29 protein-coding genes and 2 pseudogenes are annotated in these 15,685 nt (G+C 43.2%); 20 read left to right on the plus strand and 11 right to left on the minus strand.

What is annotated here, in order from left to right:
- Window positions 1–3 precede the first annotated feature (3 nt).
- The 11 genes from BLQ60_RS07260 to BLQ60_RS14130 all read right to left on the minus strand — a co-directional run bounded on the left by BLQ60_RS07260 (window position 4) and on the right by BLQ60_RS14130 (window position 5,555).
- A complete protein-coding gene (locus tag BLQ60_RS07260; protein ID WP_244515983.1) occupies window positions 4–294 on the minus strand; it encodes a DNA-binding protein in 291 nt (96 codons plus the stop codon).
- Window positions 294–518, minus strand: coding sequence for a DUF7167 family protein (locus BLQ60_RS07265; RefSeq protein WP_092618137.1), 225 nt, complete (start codon window positions 516–518; stop codon window positions 294–296). The genes BLQ60_RS07260 and BLQ60_RS07265 overlap by 1 nt, the downstream gene beginning before the upstream one ends.
- Window positions 511–909 carry a hypothetical protein gene (locus tag BLQ60_RS07270; protein WP_092618140.1) on the minus strand — a complete coding sequence of 133 codons (399 nt, stop codon included), beginning with the start codon at window positions 907–909 and terminating at the stop codon, window positions 511–513. The genes BLQ60_RS07265 and BLQ60_RS07270 overlap by 8 nt, the downstream gene beginning before the upstream one ends.
- Complete coding sequence (locus BLQ60_RS07275; RefSeq protein WP_092618143.1) at window positions 902–1,180, minus strand: hypothetical protein; 279 nt, start codon at window positions 1,178–1,180, stop codon at window positions 902–904. The genes BLQ60_RS07270 and BLQ60_RS07275 overlap by 8 nt, the downstream gene beginning before the upstream one ends.
- A 167-nt stretch (window positions 1,181–1,347) precedes the next feature.
- Complete coding sequence (locus tag BLQ60_RS14040; protein WP_171259071.1) at window positions 1,348–1,515, minus strand: hypothetical protein; 168 nt, start codon at window positions 1,513–1,515, stop codon at window positions 1,348–1,350.
- Window positions 1,516–1,687: 172 nt separating this feature from the next.
- On the minus strand, window positions 1,688–2,707 hold the full coding sequence (locus BLQ60_RS07280; RefSeq protein ID WP_092618146.1) for a hypothetical protein: 1,020 nt from the start codon (window positions 2,705–2,707) through the stop codon (window positions 1,688–1,690).
- A 17-nt stretch (window positions 2,708–2,724) separates the two neighbouring features.
- On the minus strand, window positions 2,725–2,946 hold the full coding sequence (locus BLQ60_RS07285; RefSeq protein WP_143005196.1) for a hypothetical protein: 222 nt from the start codon (window positions 2,944–2,946) through the stop codon (window positions 2,725–2,727).
- 19 nt (window positions 2,947–2,965) lie between these two features.
- Complete coding sequence (locus tag BLQ60_RS07290; RefSeq protein WP_092618152.1) at window positions 2,966–3,175, minus strand: hypothetical protein; 210 nt, start codon at window positions 3,173–3,175, stop codon at window positions 2,966–2,968.
- 181 nt (window positions 3,176–3,356) lie between these two features.
- Window positions 3,357–4,301 (minus strand): hypothetical protein, encoded by a 945-nt coding sequence (locus BLQ60_RS07295; protein ID WP_143005197.1) that lies wholly within the window; start codon window positions 4,299–4,301, stop codon window positions 3,357–3,359.
- Window positions 4,265–5,101, minus strand: coding sequence for a hypothetical protein (locus BLQ60_RS07300; protein ID WP_092618156.1), 837 nt, complete (start codon window positions 5,099–5,101; stop codon window positions 4,265–4,267). Before BLQ60_RS07300 ends, BLQ60_RS07295 begins: the two co-directional genes overlap by 37 nt.
- A complete protein-coding gene (locus BLQ60_RS14130; RefSeq protein WP_244515984.1) occupies window positions 5,076–5,555 on the minus strand; it encodes a hypothetical protein in 480 nt (159 codons plus the stop codon). The genes BLQ60_RS07300 and BLQ60_RS14130 overlap by 26 nt, the downstream gene beginning before the upstream one ends.
- 96 nt (window positions 5,556–5,651) lie before the next feature.
- Here BLQ60_RS14130 and BLQ60_RS07310 point away from each other — a divergent pair, with 96 nt between their 5' ends.
- The 20 genes and pseudogenes from BLQ60_RS07310 to BLQ60_RS07400 all read left to right on the plus strand — a co-directional run bounded on the left by BLQ60_RS07310 (window position 5,652) and on the right by BLQ60_RS07400 (window position 15,575).
- Window positions 5,652–5,882, plus strand: a complete 231-nt coding sequence (locus tag BLQ60_RS07310) for a hypothetical protein (protein WP_092618158.1) — start codon at window positions 5,652–5,654, stop codon at window positions 5,880–5,882.
- A gap of 69 nt (window positions 5,883–5,951) precedes the next feature.
- Window positions 5,952–6,440: a phage regulatory CII family protein gene (locus tag BLQ60_RS07315; RefSeq protein ID WP_092618160.1), complete on the plus strand. Its 489-nt coding sequence runs from the start codon at window positions 5,952–5,954 to the stop codon at window positions 6,438–6,440.
- Window positions 6,441–6,477: 37 nt separating this feature from the next.
- Window positions 6,478–6,678 carry a hypothetical protein gene (locus BLQ60_RS13960; protein ID WP_143005198.1) on the plus strand — a complete coding sequence of 67 codons (201 nt, stop codon included), beginning with the start codon at window positions 6,478–6,480 and terminating at the stop codon, window positions 6,676–6,678.
- Window positions 6,675–7,304, plus strand: a complete 630-nt coding sequence (locus tag BLQ60_RS07320; RefSeq protein ID WP_092618162.1) for an ASCH domain-containing protein — start codon at window positions 6,675–6,677, stop codon at window positions 7,302–7,304. The genes BLQ60_RS13960 and BLQ60_RS07320 overlap by 4 nt, the downstream gene beginning before the upstream one ends.
- Window positions 7,301–7,639 (plus strand): hypothetical protein, encoded by a 339-nt coding sequence (locus tag BLQ60_RS07325; RefSeq protein WP_092618164.1) that lies wholly within the window; start codon window positions 7,301–7,303, stop codon window positions 7,637–7,639. The genes BLQ60_RS07320 and BLQ60_RS07325 overlap by 4 nt, the downstream gene beginning before the upstream one ends.
- A complete protein-coding gene (locus BLQ60_RS07330; protein WP_092618166.1) occupies window positions 7,632–7,949 on the plus strand; it encodes a hypothetical protein in 318 nt (105 codons plus the stop codon). The genes BLQ60_RS07325 and BLQ60_RS07330 overlap by 8 nt, the downstream gene beginning before the upstream one ends.
- 145 nt (window positions 7,950–8,094) lie before the next feature.
- Window positions 8,095–8,746 (plus strand): annotated as a pseudogene (locus BLQ60_RS07335) (hypothetical protein); the annotation flags it as partial.
- A gap of 111 nt (window positions 8,747–8,857) precedes the next feature.
- Window positions 8,858–9,175, plus strand: coding sequence for a hypothetical protein (locus BLQ60_RS14045; protein ID WP_171259061.1), 318 nt, complete (start codon window positions 8,858–8,860; stop codon window positions 9,173–9,175).
- The gene (locus tag BLQ60_RS07340; RefSeq protein ID WP_092618169.1) at window positions 9,175–9,927 is read left to right on the plus strand and encodes an ATP-binding protein; all 753 of its coding nucleotides are present in this window, start codon (window positions 9,175–9,177) and stop codon (window positions 9,925–9,927) included. The genes BLQ60_RS14045 and BLQ60_RS07340 overlap by 1 nt, the downstream gene beginning before the upstream one ends.
- Window positions 9,928–9,985: 58 nt before the next feature.
- A complete protein-coding gene (locus BLQ60_RS07345; RefSeq protein WP_092618171.1) occupies window positions 9,986–10,399 on the plus strand; it encodes a hypothetical protein in 414 nt (137 codons plus the stop codon).
- A complete protein-coding gene (locus BLQ60_RS14050) occupies window positions 10,392–10,553 on the plus strand; it encodes a hypothetical protein (RefSeq protein WP_171259072.1) in 162 nt (53 codons plus the stop codon). Before BLQ60_RS07345 ends, BLQ60_RS14050 begins: the two co-directional genes overlap by 8 nt.
- 162 nt (window positions 10,554–10,715) lie before the next feature.
- Window positions 10,716–11,045, plus strand: a complete 330-nt coding sequence (locus BLQ60_RS07355) for a hypothetical protein (RefSeq protein ID WP_143005199.1) — start codon at window positions 10,716–10,718, stop codon at window positions 11,043–11,045.
- Window positions 11,042–11,488 carry a dATP/dGTP diphosphohydrolase domain-containing protein gene (locus BLQ60_RS14100; RefSeq protein WP_213030469.1) on the plus strand — a complete coding sequence of 149 codons (447 nt, stop codon included), beginning with the start codon at window positions 11,042–11,044 and terminating at the stop codon, window positions 11,486–11,488. The genes BLQ60_RS07355 and BLQ60_RS14100 overlap by 4 nt, the downstream gene beginning before the upstream one ends.
- Before the next feature lie 417 nt (window positions 11,489–11,905).
- On the plus strand, window positions 11,906–12,343 hold the full coding sequence (locus BLQ60_RS07375; RefSeq protein WP_092618179.1) for a hypothetical protein: 438 nt from the start codon (window positions 11,906–11,908) through the stop codon (window positions 12,341–12,343).
- 31 nt (window positions 12,344–12,374) lie between these two features.
- Window positions 12,375–12,758, plus strand: a complete 384-nt coding sequence (locus BLQ60_RS07380) for a hypothetical protein (RefSeq protein ID WP_092618182.1) — start codon at window positions 12,375–12,377, stop codon at window positions 12,756–12,758.
- Between the two features lie 247 nt (window positions 12,759–13,005).
- Window positions 13,006–13,239: pseudogene (locus BLQ60_RS14265) on the plus strand (BRO-N domain-containing protein); the annotation flags it as partial.
- A gap of 6 nt (window positions 13,240–13,245) precedes the next feature.
- Window positions 13,246–13,809 (plus strand): ORF6C domain-containing protein, encoded by a 564-nt coding sequence (locus BLQ60_RS07385; protein WP_171259084.1) that lies wholly within the window; start codon window positions 13,246–13,248, stop codon window positions 13,807–13,809.
- A 65-nt stretch (window positions 13,810–13,874) separates the two neighbouring features.
- Window positions 13,875–14,495, plus strand: coding sequence for an OB-fold protein (locus tag BLQ60_RS07390; protein WP_092618186.1), 621 nt, complete (start codon window positions 13,875–13,877; stop codon window positions 14,493–14,495).
- A 133-nt stretch (window positions 14,496–14,628) separates the two neighbouring features.
- Window positions 14,629–14,961, plus strand: coding sequence for a phage holin family protein (locus BLQ60_RS07395; protein ID WP_092618188.1), 333 nt, complete (start codon window positions 14,629–14,631; stop codon window positions 14,959–14,961).
- Window positions 14,958–15,575: a lysozyme gene (locus BLQ60_RS07400; RefSeq protein WP_092618190.1), complete on the plus strand. Its 618-nt coding sequence runs from the start codon at window positions 14,958–14,960 to the stop codon at window positions 15,573–15,575. The genes BLQ60_RS07395 and BLQ60_RS07400 overlap by 4 nt, the downstream gene beginning before the upstream one ends.
- The last annotated feature ends 110 nt before the right edge of the window (window positions 15,576–15,685 follow it).

The following is a 15,685-nucleotide window of genomic DNA, read 5'->3' on the forward strand; positions in this document are numbered from 1 at the left end:
GCACTAAGCGGTGTGCATCATTCGCTTAAATTTTACTTTGAGATACGCAAGAATGTCTGATTTTTGGTACAGGATCGTGCGTGTGCCTTCTTCCTTGTAAAAAGGGATGCCGCCACCTTCACAGCGTTTTTTCTGCAAAAATGACAGTGAACGCTCAATCACAATTGCTGTCATCTCTTGAGAAACCAGCGCATCATCTGGAAGTTCCTCAAAGCGTTCACGTTCAGCTTCTTTTTGCGCTTCTGTCATTTGATCAAGTTTACTTACTCGAACTATCTTTTGCATTGCGCCCATCACTCTGCCTCCTCATCGTAAATGCTAACTGATTGATCGAGATAACCACTTACCCATTCCCGAAAGATTTCTTCATGTAGAAACTCTTCTTTTTCAGTTGCGTTTAATTTGTTCCATTCGCTTTCGCTTATGTATTCGTGAAGAAAAACATCTTCTTCATGAACCGCACCAGGGAAGCCGATACCTAAATAGAGCTTTATTTTTATCGAATTAAATTTACTCATCTACACACTCCTCAAAACCCACTTCTTCAACTTTCTTAGCGAATACTTGACGCAATGCTTCAACTACCTGCTTTACTTCCTGTTCTGTACGCCATACGCCAATAACAACAGAATAACCTTCCAGCCAATTGTACGAGCAGTATCCCCAACTAGGATCATCCGATATGCTCCAAACACAATCACCTACTTTCGGCTTAAATGGTGCAGGCACTTCAATTCCATTGATTGAGATCATTTTTGGTTTTAGGCGGAACTTAAATGAAGGGTGTAAGAACTCTCGGACTTGCCACTCGTCTGTAATGTCTTGAAAATCATTACCAGTTGCCCATTGAACTTCTTCACCATTCGCCAGCGCAATTAACGCCTGTTTTCCATTGATTATGCTATTCATGTTCAATATCCTCAAAAGGTACATCTTCGATTTTCTTACCGCAATTCGAGCAGTATTGTCCGCTGTCGGACGGCTTTTGGGCTGCATACGAATCGAAAACATAATCTCGACCGCATTCTGTGCCCCAAATCCCATCCTCAGTCTCACGCCAAACGCATTTTTCGGATTCGGCTTTCTGAGCGATAGACATTGCTAGATCAAAGCCGAACTGCCATTGCTGTGGTTTTCCGCTATACCCAGTGCGTTCACGCTCTTTTTCAATATCAATCATTTTCAATCTCCTTGCCGAATACTTGGCGCAATGCTTCAACTACTTGTTTGATTTCATCTTCGGTGCGCCACCAGCCGTAAAAAGACTTAATATCGGTTCCATAAGATTCGCTTTTTGCATGGGCTTGCTTGTACCAGTTCTTTAATATCCATCTTTCACCTTAAAAATTAGTCGAATTTAACAAGCCGATAAAATTTATTATTAACTTCAATCAAAGCATCTTTCTTTACTTTGGCACGTAGCTTAGCTTGATAAAAATCAATACCCACCCACACGCCTGCAATGAAAAATCCAATAAATGCAAAAGCGAGAAATGCAACAAATCCAATACCCATAACTATCTCCTAAAAAATTAATTACCCTTACCGCCACGGTGGGCTATCCCGATAATGTCATGGCTAACCGTTACACTACATTGCTACTCTGTGCTTACACCTCTGCAAAGGTGGGCGTGTGGTACATGTCGCCACTTTCGCAATTACTACACGGCTTAGATAGCATGGGCTTTTAAGAAGTCACGCCAGCTTCTCCATGCTCAGCAAAGAACAACTCGGCTTCTTCAACCGTGCGTGCGATAGTCGTTGCTCCGTCAGCGCCAATACAGCCGACAATATCGCCAGTTTTTTCGATAAACTCACGGATACCTTCGAGCGACTTGTAATCTCGAAGTGGCTCGGCGAACCACGCATCGTTATAGAACATATCTCGATGATGGCTTTCTGCGTCACCCGTCCAGCGTGCGACTTGGATGCAGGTGCTCGCATGATCAGCAGTCAACGTGAGGTTTGCTTTGACATCTTTACGCATGCGTATCACTGCATTGATCGCATGATGTAAAGATTCGGCTGGATCGCACTCGGTTGGCTCAGTGTCGTCAGGACTCTCGTACACTTCTACGCAGTATTTATTGCTGTCAGAATGATGCAGGCGTGGCATGATCAGAACGTATGCGGGTGATTCCATTTCGCTGTACAGAAAGTCCACTTTTGCTGGATTGCGTGCGCCAGTCGGGGTGATTTCAGATGAGCAGAACGTGCCGAAAAGTTTTGAAATATCTTCGATGACTTGAATGTATTTCGCTTGGAAATGCGGGTAGTCGTTGTCTACAACTTGGTTTGATAGCTCGACAGGATTTTGCCAGTTAAATTTATCGAGTTGCAGATGGTCATGGAAATGCACTTCACAATGAAGATGCTTTTTGACTTCTAAAAATCCATTTTTAACAGCATCGTTGTAGTGAATGCTAATCATCTTGTGAGCGCTAAGATTTTGACGTTCCGCACGCTCGATAAACTGTTTTACGTCAATCTTGGGAATGCTAAATTTCACATCCGTAGCCAAGCCCTTGATCGGCGCATAGAACATCATATGCTCATTGGTTGCTACAATGTGACCGTCACGAAAATGCACGTGTTCATTACGAAATGGCTGGGTGTTATCCAAATCGAAATCACCTGCGCACATCACAGCGGATTTTAAAAATGCCAACGGCACAAATATTTGGATATGGGTGGATTGATCGTTCATCGTTGTTCCTCTAAAAATTAAAAACAATTCACCGCACGTTTGCGATTCATATCAATGTGGAAGCGTTGACCGTCATAGACAGCGCCAATCGCAAATAATGCATCTGAGATCGTGCGTAGGCTCAATCGACATTTGCAGGCAAGTTGGCGCACGGTCATACCTAAAGGTTCATTGCTGAGCGCTACGTCGACTTTTTCACAGTGAAGCGTGAACATGTGTTCTTGGTGCTCTGTTTTCATTTTGATGCCACTGTCCATGTTACAGCCCCATCACTGCGCCGATACCGCACAGCATGACCCATGCAACAAAGACGTACAGCATCAGCTCGATTGCATAGAGCATATTGTGTTTGATGCGTTTTTGACGTGAGCGCACGTGCGTTGGTGTGGTGTAGTGAAAGTGGTTTACGGCGGGTTTGGCTGTATTACCAATGCCGTAGCCGTCTTTTTTGTTAAATCGTTTCATCATGAGTATGTTCCAGCTTGGTCGCTATCTTGATGAGGTTGATATTACCAAAAAGGTAATTTATTGCAAGATAAAATTAGAAAAAAGGTAATTTATTTTTACCCTTTTGGTTATATTTATGATTTTAAAGGCAATAAAAAAACCACTTGCAAAGTGATTCACAGGTGGTTTGTGGTGGTGTTGGTTAGATGAAGTCTTTCATGTGTTCGTAGAGTTTGTTTTTATCAGCTTCGACTTTGACTTGAATGTCGTAGCCGTTCTTTTTCATCAATAGAATGGAATGTAAAACTTGCTCAATGTCATTATCCACTTGCTCAATAATGTCTGAGCTAAAGCCGATAGAGCTGACGCTAGGGCGATAAATAAATATACCCGCTTTGGCTTTCTTGCCCTTGATTTCACACGCATTGCGCACTTGCGTACAGCCGTTTTTCTCCAAGCTATAACCACGATGCACTTCGCTCTTGTAGTGGGCTGAAATGACGTTAGCAAACGTCACTGGGCTGTCATTATGCAAATTAAGTTGCTCGCTCCATATCGGCAAAGATACCTTGATTTCATTATTGGTTGCTGGGTCAATCAGCTTAATCGGATCTTGATGGTAGATTCTTTCATAAACTGATGGCATTTCTTTTTTAAGTTTGCCAAAAAAATTACGGCGCAACTGGTCGCTAGAATATGATGAGTTAAACTCCTCATCCTTAATGCTGTCGCCATCGCACTGTAATCGGACTTTGGTGTTGTATAGTGATGTGAGGATTTCATCAACCGTAATGCCTGATGAATGGGACGGCTGCGAATAAGAAATATGCGGTGATACAGATTCGCCAAACACGCCACTGTCTAAAAGCTCACGAGTGGATTGTAGTAAAAAATTAAAATTGTCTAATCCATCAAAGCCGTATAAACACTGAAAAGGCTTAGCTGATGGGATGAGCTTGTAACGTAGTTTCTGATCGTGATTGCCAATAAATACCACACCAATATTAAAGGAATCATCTGCAACAAGATCGGGAGTAATTTTTATTGAAAACCACTGTCCTGTGATTTTTGGCACATCAGAATGACTAGCATCATCAAATAGATTAAATGCTATATCAGTCGATGGTAGCGTTGTTCTATTAGCCATTTTGTTAGCCCTGTACGGTCTTGAATAAAAGATAAAAAATGCGACCTATCTGTATTATTTGGGATAAGTTGACCAGCCCAGTATATCAATTCGTCCTGAATTTGTTCAAAAGCATTTTGGTGTTTTTCTGAAATTGAAAGCATTGTGCTGACTTGATCATTACTCGGGGAATGATTGCAAGCCATCTGAGAGAGCTTGTTTGTGTAATGCTTCTTGGGTGCAAGCATAGTGCATTGCCAGTCATCACTTATATCGCAGATCAAACGCCCATTGTCAATTGTGGCGTACTCGTTGTGTCGGATTCGGATTAGGTTATTTAAATGACGGTCGGTATGTGCAATATTCTCATCAAGCGTTACAGCATTAGGGAGAGCTTTCCATTTATTTAACTCAGTCTGCACTTTGGCTTGTGTATGTATCACATCACCAAGAAAGATGCCTGCTGTTTCCCCATCCAGTCGGGAAGTACAGAATGCAGGGTAATAGTTTAGTTTCGTAAGCCATGCAAATTGAGGGTACTTGACTGCCACATCTCTTAAATGTGTAGTTGGAATCTCGGCGAGAAAAGCGTATTCAGGCTGTGGAATGCCTAAAGCACTAGCAAAGAGATAGCCAACAATCTCATTAATCAAACTGCGCTTATCGGCGCTTAATTGATAAATTTTACTATATGCCGTCACCAAGCCGACATTTGGCAAATTATAGGTGGCGACAAAGACAGGGTTAAGGTTTTGGTACTTTGGATTTACCCAATCAATAAAACTATAAAACCGATCATTTTTGATCTTCTGTACGATCATTTGTGGTGGCTTCCTCATCAAAAATGGCACGATTGGCACGTTCAGCTTCTTGTAGATCAATTGTTCTATTGACTTTCTTACTTTTACTCAAAACATCAACCGTTTGATTGATTAGGTCTATTTCTTCTTTGGTTAGGCTTTGGCTTTGTTCTAATAGGTCGAGCTTCTGCACCAAATGGCTAAGTGATGGACTACGTGATGATGTGTCTTGCTCAATGTTCGACTGGACACCCCATAATTCAGGGTGCGCCACATCGAGCCAACCATGAGGCTTGCTAAAAGCATCTTCTATTTCACGAGCAATTTTATTACCAATCCCCTTAATAGGATTAGTTCCAGCAAATTGGCTTGTCTGTGATTGTCCTTTGTCTAGCCTTTGAGCAAAGTTTGAAACTCCGCCTATTAAATCAACTAGATAGCGGACATTCGTATATCGAATAGTCTTATTGTCCATAGCAAACATTCTCCCCAAACTTACCAAAAAGGTAAACAATAAAAAAGGTTGTTTTTACATTACCAAAAAGGTAATATTAGGCATGGAGGATTTCTTATGAAATTTAAAGAATATCTACAAAGCCTATCTGAAGACCAAATTCAGGCGTATGCGCAACGAGTTGGCACTACGCCTAACTATTTAATGGTCCATCTTTTTTACGCCTACAAAGAGCCTCGTAAAAAACTACGAGAGGCATTGTCACGTGAAAGTGATGGCATGGTTACAGATGACGATGTACTGGAGCATTTCGGATTTACTTCGAAACGAGATTCCGCACACGCTTAGGAGCACCCATGAGCAAAGTATCAAATGTACAACGCCTCACGTAAACGTGAAATTTGAGGAAAAAATCACATGGCAGTATCAAGAGAATTACAGATTGCATTGCACAAGTTGATACGTGAATCAGACGTGTCGACAGAAGAAATTGCAAACTACACGGGCACGCACAACAACACCGTGCTGAACTACGCAAACAAGAACATGGAAAGCCACGTACCAAGCCTCGCATGGCTGGAACAGGTTACAAAACTCACTGGCAACCCTGCGGTGATCAAAGTGATGGCACACGACATCGGCTTTATGTGTTTACCAGCGCCAAAGTGTGGTGAATCTGAGCGTCAGGTGAGCGTGCTTGAGTCATTGCTACAGATCAATATCGGTAACGGTCAAATCAATCAGGGCGTTCACGATGCGCTGGCAGATGGGCGGATTACACCGAATGAGCTTGATTTGTTGGTGACTGTGCTGGATCAAGTCGAAACAAACTTGCATCAACTGCGCAACTCACTCGAAGCGCAATGCAAGCAATTTTCTTCATCCCTACAAACAAATAAAGCCTGACGGTTGAGGTCAGGCTTTGGATTCAAATGGTGAACAAATGAATAACGATATTTTAGAACAACATCCGTGCAAAAACAAGTGTCCGAATTTTACGGATGAGCAGTGCTGTCATTATCTTGTGAAAGAGACGAGACTTTCAGAGCTAATGGACTCAGCACTCAAGTCACGTGACCAAGCTCGTGAAAGCGCTGTTGCGTTGAAAGAAGAAGCGCATAAGCATTTTGGGGGTGAGCAATGAAAGAGCGCCCGATTTTATTCAAAACAGAAATGGTTCAAGCGATTTTGAAAGGTCGAAAGACACAGACTCGTCGTGTATTAAAGGCTCAACCGCCAGTTAAGAAAAATAGAGTTGTCCCGCTTTATCAAGTTGAACACAAGGTAACCGAAGTTTCTTTTCATGAAATTTTAAAGGATGACATTCCGCATTGTTCGTCATTTTTTAAATGTAAAAGTCCATTTGGAAAAATAGGCGATCGTCTTTGGGTGCGTGAAACATTCTGTTATGCATGGAATGAAGATGATCACATTTGCGATAAAGATGGTAATCCAGTTTGGGATGTGAAGGATGCACATATTTATTATGCAGCATCAGAAACAAAGGTAGATGGAAAATGGAAACCATCTATCCACATGCCACGTTGGGCTTCACGCATTTTGTTAGAAATCACGAATATTCAAGTTGAGCGTCTGAATGATGTTTCTGAATCTGACTGTGTAAAAGAGGGTGTTGGTTCGGCATTTTTACGTGACTGCAAAAAACCTAAATTTATGCAGTTATGGGAATCAATTAACGGCGCTGATTCTTGGGCTGAAAATCCGTGGGTTTGGGTCATAGAGTTTCGTGTTGTGCGAGGTGATCAATGACTGAAGCTAGAGAAGCGTTTGGAAAATACCAAGCGAAAATGTGTCAAGTTTCTTATGAGGAGCTAAAGGCTAGATATGACGAGTTTGAAAGAATCTCAGGGGAGCGATACCTATCAGAAACTATGAAAAAGCAATGGAGCTCATGGCTAGCATCGTGGCAAGTTCAGCAAAAGCGGATTGATGTTCTACAAGAACGGCTTAGCCATGCTCTGGATGCTGTTGATGAGGCTGAGAACTATCTGCATGTTGCGCTTAATTCTGTAGATGACGAAACGCTCTGTAAGTCATATCTGCTTTCGACTGTTAATGCCTTGCGAGGAGGGTCACATGACTGACTGTCGTATAGCGTCACAAGCGCATCAATATCAGATTCAGACGTTCTCACCAGTCAAGCCTGAGAATTACACGATAGCGCAAGAAGTAAAAGAGTGGGAAGCAAAGGGAAACAAGCCAACAATACTCAGCAATACAGGCGAAGTGTACAGGCGAGGGCGATCTAAAGACGTCGTTGCCAAAGAGGCTAAAAAGCGCAACAAAAGCACGTTCTTTTTTGGCTGTCCTGTGCACGGTGAAACTCGATTTTGTACCGTGCGCAAGAAGTGTGTTGCGTGTTCGAGTGTTGTTGAAAGTCGAGGTGAATCATGAATCGAACTCAATTTTTGGCAGTGCAGTACGTTACTGCGTCGATCATTTTTTCAAACAATTTAATTCTTTTAAATTGGTTTTGGTTCTGTGCAACTGCAATAGCGTTCTGCTGGTCAGTCATTAAAGACCAACAGGGAGGTGCGTAATGGCTAGAGCAAGAAATATTAAGCCCTCATTTTTTCAGAATGAGGACATTGTAGAGCTATCTTGCGAAGCTCGTTTGTTATTCATCGGCTTGTGGACTTTGGCGGATCGTGAGGGTCGCTTAGAAAATCGACCTAAAAAAATCAAAATGTCATTATTCCCTGCGGATGAAATAAACGTTTCGGAACTGTTATCTAACATTCATAAGCTCGGTTTTATCAAGTTATATAACATCAATGAAACGGATGTTATCCAAATAACTAACTTTTCAAAGCATCAATCACCGCATGGATTGGAGAAAGATAGCGAGCTTCCTGACGAAAACGGCATTTACACTGTCTACAATCGCAACCCAAAAAACAAAACGACTGTGGGTAAACCGATTTATCTTCAACAAGATCAAGTCGAAGATTTTTACAATAAAACAGGGCAATTTGCAGGGAATAGCACTGATTTAAAAGGCGAAAACGGTTTTGCACCGTCAAATACGAGCGCAGAAAACAATACAAACACAAGTCAAGAACAAGTTAGAAACAGTTTCATAACTGTTTCTAACTCAGATAGAAACGCCCTGAATCCTGATTCACTGAATCCTGAATCCTGAATCCTTTAACCTGAATCCTGATTCTGAAAATCCACACACAAACACGCACGAGCAAAAAACGAGCGCAGAAAATCAAAACGAGAATTCAAACACTGAAAACTCGGATTCAGAAAATTCACTCGATGAAATCCTGAACCTTTGGAATCCAGATTTACACACCGTGAATTCTTGGTTACAGCAATCTGGTGAACGTGCGATGACGCAGGAAATGTTCGATTCGATCAAACCTGAGTTCTTGAGTTACTACGCCGATCGACTGAAAAGCGGTGTTTTGAAAGAGCGTGCGCTGTTCGGAAAGTTTGTGAGCTGGGTCAAGAATGCGACCTACAAAAATCGAGATTTTTACGAATCACGATCAAAGCCAACGCCTGACCACCGCAACGTGAACACGGCATGGCAACAGCCACAAGAGCCTGTGAATTACAACCGAGCTGAGCTACCAATCGTGACCGAAGCAGAAGCGGAGGATTACATCTGATGAAAACTTTAGCGCAAATTAAACCGCAAGCGTTCGCACAGCCCGCAGATGAATTTTGCCAAGTGCACAACTCGCAAAAAGTGATCTCGTTTGGTACTGGTCGAGTGATCTGCACCCATTGCGAACTCGAAAAAGCACAGGCATCTCATAGAAAAAATGCTCATGCGTCGATTCGTGAAAAACATTTCCACGGTGCGCAAATCCCTGCACGTCATGCACAAAGCGGATTGAAAAACTACATCGCGGATACGCAAGGGCGTGCGACTGCAAAAGCGAGCGCCACAGCTTACATCAAGCATCTGCGTGACGGTGGCAAACAAAACTTGGTGATGGTCGGAAGCACTGGTACAGGCAAAACGCATCTAGCGTGCGCCACAGCGCATAACTTACTCGACAGTGGGATGTTCGTGCGCTACGTCACCAGTGAGCATCTAGCGAATGATATCTCAAGCGCATACAGCCGAAAGGACGACACTGAAAAGTCTGCAATCCTACGTTACACAGATCTCGATGTGTTGATCATTGATGAATACGGCTTGCATGACCGCAGCGCAAAAAGTCCGTACATCCTCGAATGCGTGCACAAAGTGTTGTACGCACGCTATGACGCTTTGAAACCGACGATGTTGATTTCAAACATGAGCCTGAATGAGATCAAGAGCGACCTCGGCGACCGCCTGTGGTCACGATTTCAAGATGGTGGACTGTCAGTGATCGAATGCAACTGGACTGATGCGAGAACTACGAAATGAACCGAAAAATTAAACAGCGTCAAAACCAACGGCGTAGACAGCAACGTGAGGGTATCGAATGGCTGACTGGTACACACAAGAAGTCAAAATACTCAAGCAAATGTATCTTGACGGATACGGCGCAAAACGTATCGCAGAAACACTTGGCACCACTCGGATTCGTGTTGAACGCAAAATCACAAGCCTTGGATTGCGAAAACTGTGGCGAACAGAAGCGCCGAAACGCAAGCGACTTAAATCATCACTGGATCAACACATGACTGAATCAGCATTCAAGATCGACTGTGACATCGTTTGCCACCCGAGCATGAATGACGTTTGCAAGATCAAAGACTATACCACCACAGGCGAAGCACGGATTTACTCAGCATCGGCGCTCTGGGGCAAGAAGCATATTTTCGTAGTGCCAGCGCATGAGCTGCGCAAAGCGACTGAACACGAGCAAGCAACAGGATTTCGCATAGATGACTAGACCAAAGGGCGCAACGCATCAAGAACCTGACGGCACGTATTGGAAACGTGCGGATGACGGTACTTGGTACTTTTGGCAAAGCGGTTGGGGATGGTCTGCGTATGTTGGACCAGTGAACAAGAATTTTTTAGATACAAGAGTGATAGTGAAATGAGCATATTCACAATAGAAACGACATTTACAGACAAAGGTGATTTTATGAAGCGAGTTGAGCGCAAAAACACCAAGTCTGATATGTCAAAAATACTTGCGGATTTTCATTGGGTATTGACTGACGATACAAAAAATGATGCCGAGAAGATTAAAGCATTGAAAGATGCACATCTTAGCATTATTTGGCGGTGAAGCAATGACCGAAGCTAGAGGAGCGTTTGAGAAATGGTATGTAGTTCACTTTGCAGAAAAGTTTGTGAATATCGGTGCGCAACTGGAAAAGCGTGGCGATCAGTATGTTGACTTTCATGCTCAAGACATGTGGGAAGTGTGGCAAGAACAGCAAAAGTGGATTGATGCGATCAAGCAAGAAGTGCGCATATTTTCTCAGTTTATTAAGCGATTTAATAAGAATACAGACAAAGCAATAATCGTCGCAACGATGGACGGTTTTATTGAGGGCTTAGAAAAGGCTTTGCGGGGTGAAGCATGACAATGAAACACGATCAATCAAAGCCAAGATTCTCGCTCATTCCAGTTGGCACGTTAAACGCTGTTATCCGAGTTTTGGAGTTTGGTGCAAGTAAGTATGCAGAGAACAATTGGCAGACTGTCCCTGATGCTCGCCGACGCTATTACGATGCGATGCACAGGCATATTGACGCATGGTGGCAAGGTGAGGAAGAGGACAAGGAAACAGGTGAATCTCATTTAGCACATGCGGTTTGCTGTGCGATGTTTTTGATGTGGTTAGACAGCAACTTAGTCAAGCCAGAGCAAGGTTTGGCTGGAGTAGGTGCTGTTATGCGAAATTTGGCAGAGATGGCGCATCGCAAACATGGTGAGGCTGAATCTAAAACTCTTAAATATGCCAAATGTGGTCACGGACTTAAAAAAGAGCTTTGTCATTTCTGCATAAATGAGGCAAATCAATGACACCCAAAGACTTCATATTTTGCATCGTTGTTGGTTCTGCGTTATTTGCGCTATTTAAGTTTGCATCGGCGTGGTTCAAAGGAAAATTAGACGGTTTTTGGATCCGTGAGTGGTTTTGGCGTGGTATCTGTTTTGGCTTCGGCTTTTCATGCTCTGCCTTGATCGTTGGCTTGGCTTTCAAAGTAATACAGGGGTGATGATGAGTGTCTGCAACAAAATCGGCTATGACAGCAAAGCGCACGCAATGTTCGATATTAAAGTGATCGAAACATCAAACAAACATCACCAACGATGGGGAGCGAAAAACCGAAAAAACGGTCGAAAGCTCCGTGCGTACAAGTGTTTATTTTGTGAGAAATGGCACTTGACCACATTGCCAAAAGCCATCCAAAAACGAATTTATGGGAAAGCGTGCGCATGATGATTTTAATTGGCATTGATACAGGTGTGAACACTGGTTTTGCGGTGGCGATAGATCACGGCGATGGCAAGGGTGGTCAGTTAAATGAGGTCACTTCTATGTCTATCACCAAAGCGATGACTCAAGTCAATGCGCTGATCTGGGAACATGGCAAGGATAACGTGCGCTTATTCATTGAGGACGCACGCCTGCGCACGTGGTTCACAGGTGGCAAGGAAAAAGCGCAAGGTGCAGGGTCGGTCAAGCGTGATGCAAGTATCTGGGAGCAATGGTGCAAAGAGAATGACTTGCAATACACGATGATTCACCCAAAAGCCAATGCCACAAAATACAACGCCAATTCGTTCGCACGCATCACAGGTTGGATGGGTCGGACTAACGAACACGGTCGAGATGCTGCAATGCTTGTGCATCGTCGGCGCACCAAGATTTAAAGCATATAGTCGCAAAATACTGGGGAATGTGATGGAGCAGACGTGCGATTTAAGCGGAGATTTACAAGCGGTGGCGGAAGTGATTGGGCGACAGCCTGCGCTTTACCTTGTGAGTCAATGTAAGCGCTATCAAGTCAAAGGGCGCTGTGGGCGTGGTCAGATTATGTTACTCATTCCTAAGAATACCAATATCGATCTAAATCACCACTTGGTGCGGGTACTCGGCTATCCGCTTGCGCAAAAGCTGGTGAATTATTTTGCAGGGGAGTTGTTACGATTCTATGTGGATGATTTAGTCATTAGGGCACGTAATGTGGGGATACGTGCGATGTATCGCCAAGGTTACAAACAATCGCAGTTGGCTGAGATATTTAACTTAACCACGAGAACAATTAGTTATGTCACAGCGGGATAGATATTTGACAATGACACCGAACAGCAGTAAATTAAACGTGCGCTCGCAAAATCGGGCGTTAGCTTTGGTCGGCTATCTTGAAGGGGCATAAACCGCCCATATTGGCGGTATTTTTATGCTTGCAACTCCTGTTATGGGTTGTTGCATTGGGACACCGTAAGGTGTGCTGAGTCCTTCATTCAGTCGACCAACCCGATGTAACAATCCACCCTATTTGGTCGTAGGGTTAAAATTGAAGGAGTTCGACATGAACGCATTATGTTTCCAAAACACCGCTTTGACCCCAATCTTTATAAATAATCAAATTTGGCTTACTGGTAGCGAATTAGCAATAGCTTTAGGGTATTCACGCTCCGATAAAGTCGCTCAAATTCATAACAGAAATGCTGACGAATTTACAGAAACAATGACCCAAGTTATTGATAGTCCCTTGAACCCCAATTTGAGGTTACGGGTTTTTTCACTACGTGGCTGTCATCTTATCGCCATGTTTGCACGTACTGCTGTGGCTAAAGATTTTCGCCGATGGGTTTTAGATATTCTTGACAAAGAAGTCGGCAACCCAGTTATTGAAGAACCTAAAATCACGATCGAACAACAACAAGCAATCAAAGACGCAGTGCTTCGCAAAGCGCAACGAGATAAACGGACGTATCAATCGGTTTATCATGAGTTTTACAACACGTTTAACATTCCACGCTATCAAGAGTTGCCGTTAAACAAATTTGATGAAGCATTGGGCTGGCTTGGTGATGGCTGGTACCGCAATAAACCAAAAGCGATCCAGCCAAGTGCCATGAACATCAAAGCCCTTGCACATCACATGAAATGGGTGTCGGCGTGGTGGGCGTGCTACAGCGATTCGCTCTATCTCATCAATCCCAAAATGGCAGGGCAGATTAATGACCATTTTACAGATGGGGCATTTACCGCAAGTTTGGTGCTTGGTGCTGACGAGTCAAGACGACTCACAATCGATATTTTGGGCAAACTGCCGTTTGATTTGAACTTTCAACAACGTGTAGATTATTTCCGTAGAAATAGCAACTAACATTGTACATAGATAAATTTTATAATATCCTCATCGAAAATATATTTTTCAGATGGGGATATTGTATGGATGGTGTTTTGGCGTTATTGGGGATTTTGTCATTAATTTGTTTAGTTGTCGCTGTGATTAAACCAAGCATTTTTAAATTGCAATCGAGATGGAAGGCTTTTTTTATATTTTTAGGTATTTTTCTTGTTTTGACTTTCCTGTTTGGACTAACACAAGAGACAGATAGTAATCAAAATCAAGCAGGTCAACAGTCGTTGGCTGAGCAAGAAGCAGAAATGGCGGCAGATGCTGCAATGGTTGGCACTGCTAATGAATCCTCGAATGTTGCGCCAGATGAAGTTACGGAACAACCGCAACAGCAAACTATTGAAGTAACAGCCCAACAGTTATATGAGGCTTATCAGCAAAACGAAATTGCTGCCAATCAACAATTCAAAGATAAGCAATTATTAGTTCATGGTGTTGTTGATTCAATCGAGGCGGACTTTATGGACAAGCCAGTTATTAATTTGCGTGCAGGTGATGAATATAACTTTTTATTGCCAAGTGCAAATTTGGCTGACGAAGAGCTAAATAAAGCTGCCACTTTGTCAAAAGGTCAAACTGTCAGCTTATTATGTGTTGGTGGAAGTGAAGTAATCGGTGCGCCAGTGCTTAATGACTGTTATTTGCAATAAGACTTAAGAATAATCAACCCGCCAAGTGCGGGTTTTTTTATGCCTAAACGTGCGAAACAAGAAAAATTGCAGAATGAGAGTGTGGTGTTGCTTTTAGATAATCAAAGCATATTCATCTAGCCGTGGCAGTTCAGTGGACAAAGACGCATTTAAAGAGATATTTACGATTTTCATCACATATGGCTGGATCATTGCAGTAGCAATGCTCGGAGGTCTTGTGAAATTTATTCAAAATCTCAACGAATCCCAAGAAAAGAAACCGTTAAAGGCTGTTTTTGCTCGCTTAGCGGGTGAAATGATCGTGTCTGCGTTTACGGGCATTATCACGATTTTGTTGTGTTTGTACTGGGAAATGCCTCTAGTTTTGATCGGCGCAATGGCTGGTGTTGCTGGACACTTAGGTGGTAAGGCGATCGACACATTTATTCTCATTTGGAAATCAATTGTGACAGGTGGTAAAGCATGAGTGCAGATCAATCAGTGCAAATCGCAGGCGCATACTCGTGGCTTCGTGCTATGTCGGGCGGTAAGCTCACACAAGCCCAAGTACAAGCGGGTGATTCTGTTATTGCGCTCAACGGCTTAGATGTATTTTCAGCGATGATTGGATATGAGTGTGTTCAATCCAAAACAGGCCAGCTCGACATTTCAACCAATGGCTATGAAATTATCAAAGAGTTTGAGGGATTTCGATCAACCGCCTACTTAGACACAGGTGGCGTCTGGACAATTGGCTTTGGTACGATCAAGTACCCGAACGGCAAGCGTGTAGCTAAAGGCGACACGTGTACAATTGAACAGGCAGAGCAATGGCTACGCAATGACTGCCAATGGGTAGATGCTTGCTTAGACAAGTACGTCACAGTATCGCTCACACAGAACCAATTCGATGCACTTGCATCGTTCACCTACAACGTGGGTGAGACAGCATTCAAGAATAGTACGCTACTTGCTAAGCTCAACAAATCAAACTATGTTGCGACGGCTCTACAGTTTGACCGATGGGTGTACGACAACGGCAAGAAGATCAAGGGTCTAGTCAACCGACGTGCGCAAGAGAAAGCGCTGTTCTTGTCCTGATAGTGCATGGAGATTGTTGTAATGCCATTCCAAGTCGTTGTTTGTAAAAACATTTCTCTAGGTTCTTCCCAGACCCCACCCCATGCGGGGGGAAACGCCTCGCAATATTT

Source organism: Acinetobacter marinus (assembly GCF_900096915.1).
In the GTDB taxonomy this organism is placed as follows: domain Bacteria; phylum Pseudomonadota; class Gammaproteobacteria; order Pseudomonadales; family Moraxellaceae; genus Acinetobacter; species Acinetobacter marinus.

Excerpts from the sequence above, each read along its gene's own strand:
- BLQ60_RS07375 (WP_092618179.1), top strand. The coding sequence starts at position 11,906 with ATGATGATTTTAATTGGCATTGATACAGGTGTGAACACTGGTTTTGCG.
- BLQ60_RS07295 (WP_143005197.1), bottom strand. The coding sequence starts at position 4,301 with ATGGCTAATAGAACAACGCTACCATCGACTGATATAGCATTTAATCTA.
- BLQ60_RS07400 (WP_092618190.1), top strand. The coding sequence starts at position 14,958 with ATGAGTGCAGATCAATCAGTGCAAATCGCAGGCGCATACTCGTGGCTT.
- BLQ60_RS07355 (WP_143005199.1), top strand. The coding sequence starts at position 10,716 with ATGCACATCTTAGCATTATTTGGCGGTGAAGCAATGACCGAAGCTAGA.
- BLQ60_RS07300 (WP_092618156.1), bottom strand. The coding sequence starts at position 5,101 with ATGATCGTACAGAAGATCAAAAATGATCGGTTTTATAGTTTTATTGAT.
- BLQ60_RS07265 (WP_092618137.1), bottom strand. The coding sequence starts at position 518 with ATGAGTAAATTTAATTCGATAAAAATAAAGCTCTATTTAGGTATCGGC.
- BLQ60_RS07290 (WP_092618152.1), bottom strand. The coding sequence starts at position 3,175 with ATGATGAAACGATTTAACAAAAAAGACGGCTACGGCATTGGTAATACA.
- BLQ60_RS07385 (WP_171259084.1), top strand. The coding sequence starts at position 13,246 with ATGTTTGCACGTACTGCTGTGGCTAAAGATTTTCGCCGATGGGTTTTA.
- BLQ60_RS07325 (WP_092618164.1), top strand. The coding sequence starts at position 7,301 with ATGACTGAAGCTAGAGAAGCGTTTGGAAAATACCAAGCGAAAATGTGT.
- BLQ60_RS07270 (WP_092618140.1), bottom strand. The coding sequence starts at position 909 with ATGAATAGCATAATCAATGGAAAACAGGCGTTAATTGCGCTGGCGAAT.
- BLQ60_RS07260 (WP_244515983.1), bottom strand. The coding sequence starts at position 294 with ATGGGCGCAATGCAAAAGATAGTTCGAGTAAGTAAACTTGATCAAATG.
- BLQ60_RS07345 (WP_092618171.1), top strand. The coding sequence starts at position 9,986 with ATGGCTGACTGGTACACACAAGAAGTCAAAATACTCAAGCAAATGTAT.
- BLQ60_RS07315 (WP_092618160.1), top strand. The coding sequence starts at position 5,952 with ATGGCAGTATCAAGAGAATTACAGATTGCATTGCACAAGTTGATACGT.
- BLQ60_RS07320 (WP_092618162.1), top strand. The coding sequence starts at position 6,675 with ATGAAAGAGCGCCCGATTTTATTCAAAACAGAAATGGTTCAAGCGATT.
- BLQ60_RS14100 (WP_213030469.1), top strand. The coding sequence starts at position 11,042 with ATGACAATGAAACACGATCAATCAAAGCCAAGATTCTCGCTCATTCCA.
- BLQ60_RS07310 (WP_092618158.1), top strand. The coding sequence starts at position 5,652 with ATGAAATTTAAAGAATATCTACAAAGCCTATCTGAAGACCAAATTCAG.
- BLQ60_RS14130 (WP_244515984.1), bottom strand. The coding sequence starts at position 5,555 with ATGGACAATAAGACTATTCGATATACGAATGTCCGCTATCTAGTTGAT.
- BLQ60_RS13960 (WP_143005198.1), top strand. The coding sequence starts at position 6,478 with ATGAATAACGATATTTTAGAACAACATCCGTGCAAAAACAAGTGTCCG.
- BLQ60_RS07380 (WP_092618182.1), top strand. The coding sequence starts at position 12,375 with ATGGAGCAGACGTGCGATTTAAGCGGAGATTTACAAGCGGTGGCGGAA.
- BLQ60_RS14040 (WP_171259071.1), bottom strand. The coding sequence starts at position 1,515 with ATGGGTATTGGATTTGTTGCATTTCTCGCTTTTGCATTTATTGGATTT.
- BLQ60_RS07390 (WP_092618186.1), top strand. The coding sequence starts at position 13,875 with ATGGATGGTGTTTTGGCGTTATTGGGGATTTTGTCATTAATTTGTTTA.
- BLQ60_RS07340 (WP_092618169.1), top strand. The coding sequence starts at position 9,175 with ATGAAAACTTTAGCGCAAATTAAACCGCAAGCGTTCGCACAGCCCGCA.
- BLQ60_RS07285 (WP_143005196.1), bottom strand. The coding sequence starts at position 2,946 with ATGAAAACAGAGCACCAAGAACACATGTTCACGCTTCACTGTGAAAAA.
- BLQ60_RS14050 (WP_171259072.1), top strand. The coding sequence starts at position 10,392 with ATGACTAGACCAAAGGGCGCAACGCATCAAGAACCTGACGGCACGTAT.
- BLQ60_RS07330 (WP_092618166.1), top strand. The coding sequence starts at position 7,632 with ATGACTGACTGTCGTATAGCGTCACAAGCGCATCAATATCAGATTCAG.
- BLQ60_RS07275 (WP_092618143.1), bottom strand. The coding sequence starts at position 1,180 with ATGATTGATATTGAAAAAGAGCGTGAACGCACTGGGTATAGCGGAAAA.
- BLQ60_RS07280 (WP_092618146.1), bottom strand. The coding sequence starts at position 2,707 with ATGAACGATCAATCCACCCATATCCAAATATTTGTGCCGTTGGCATTT.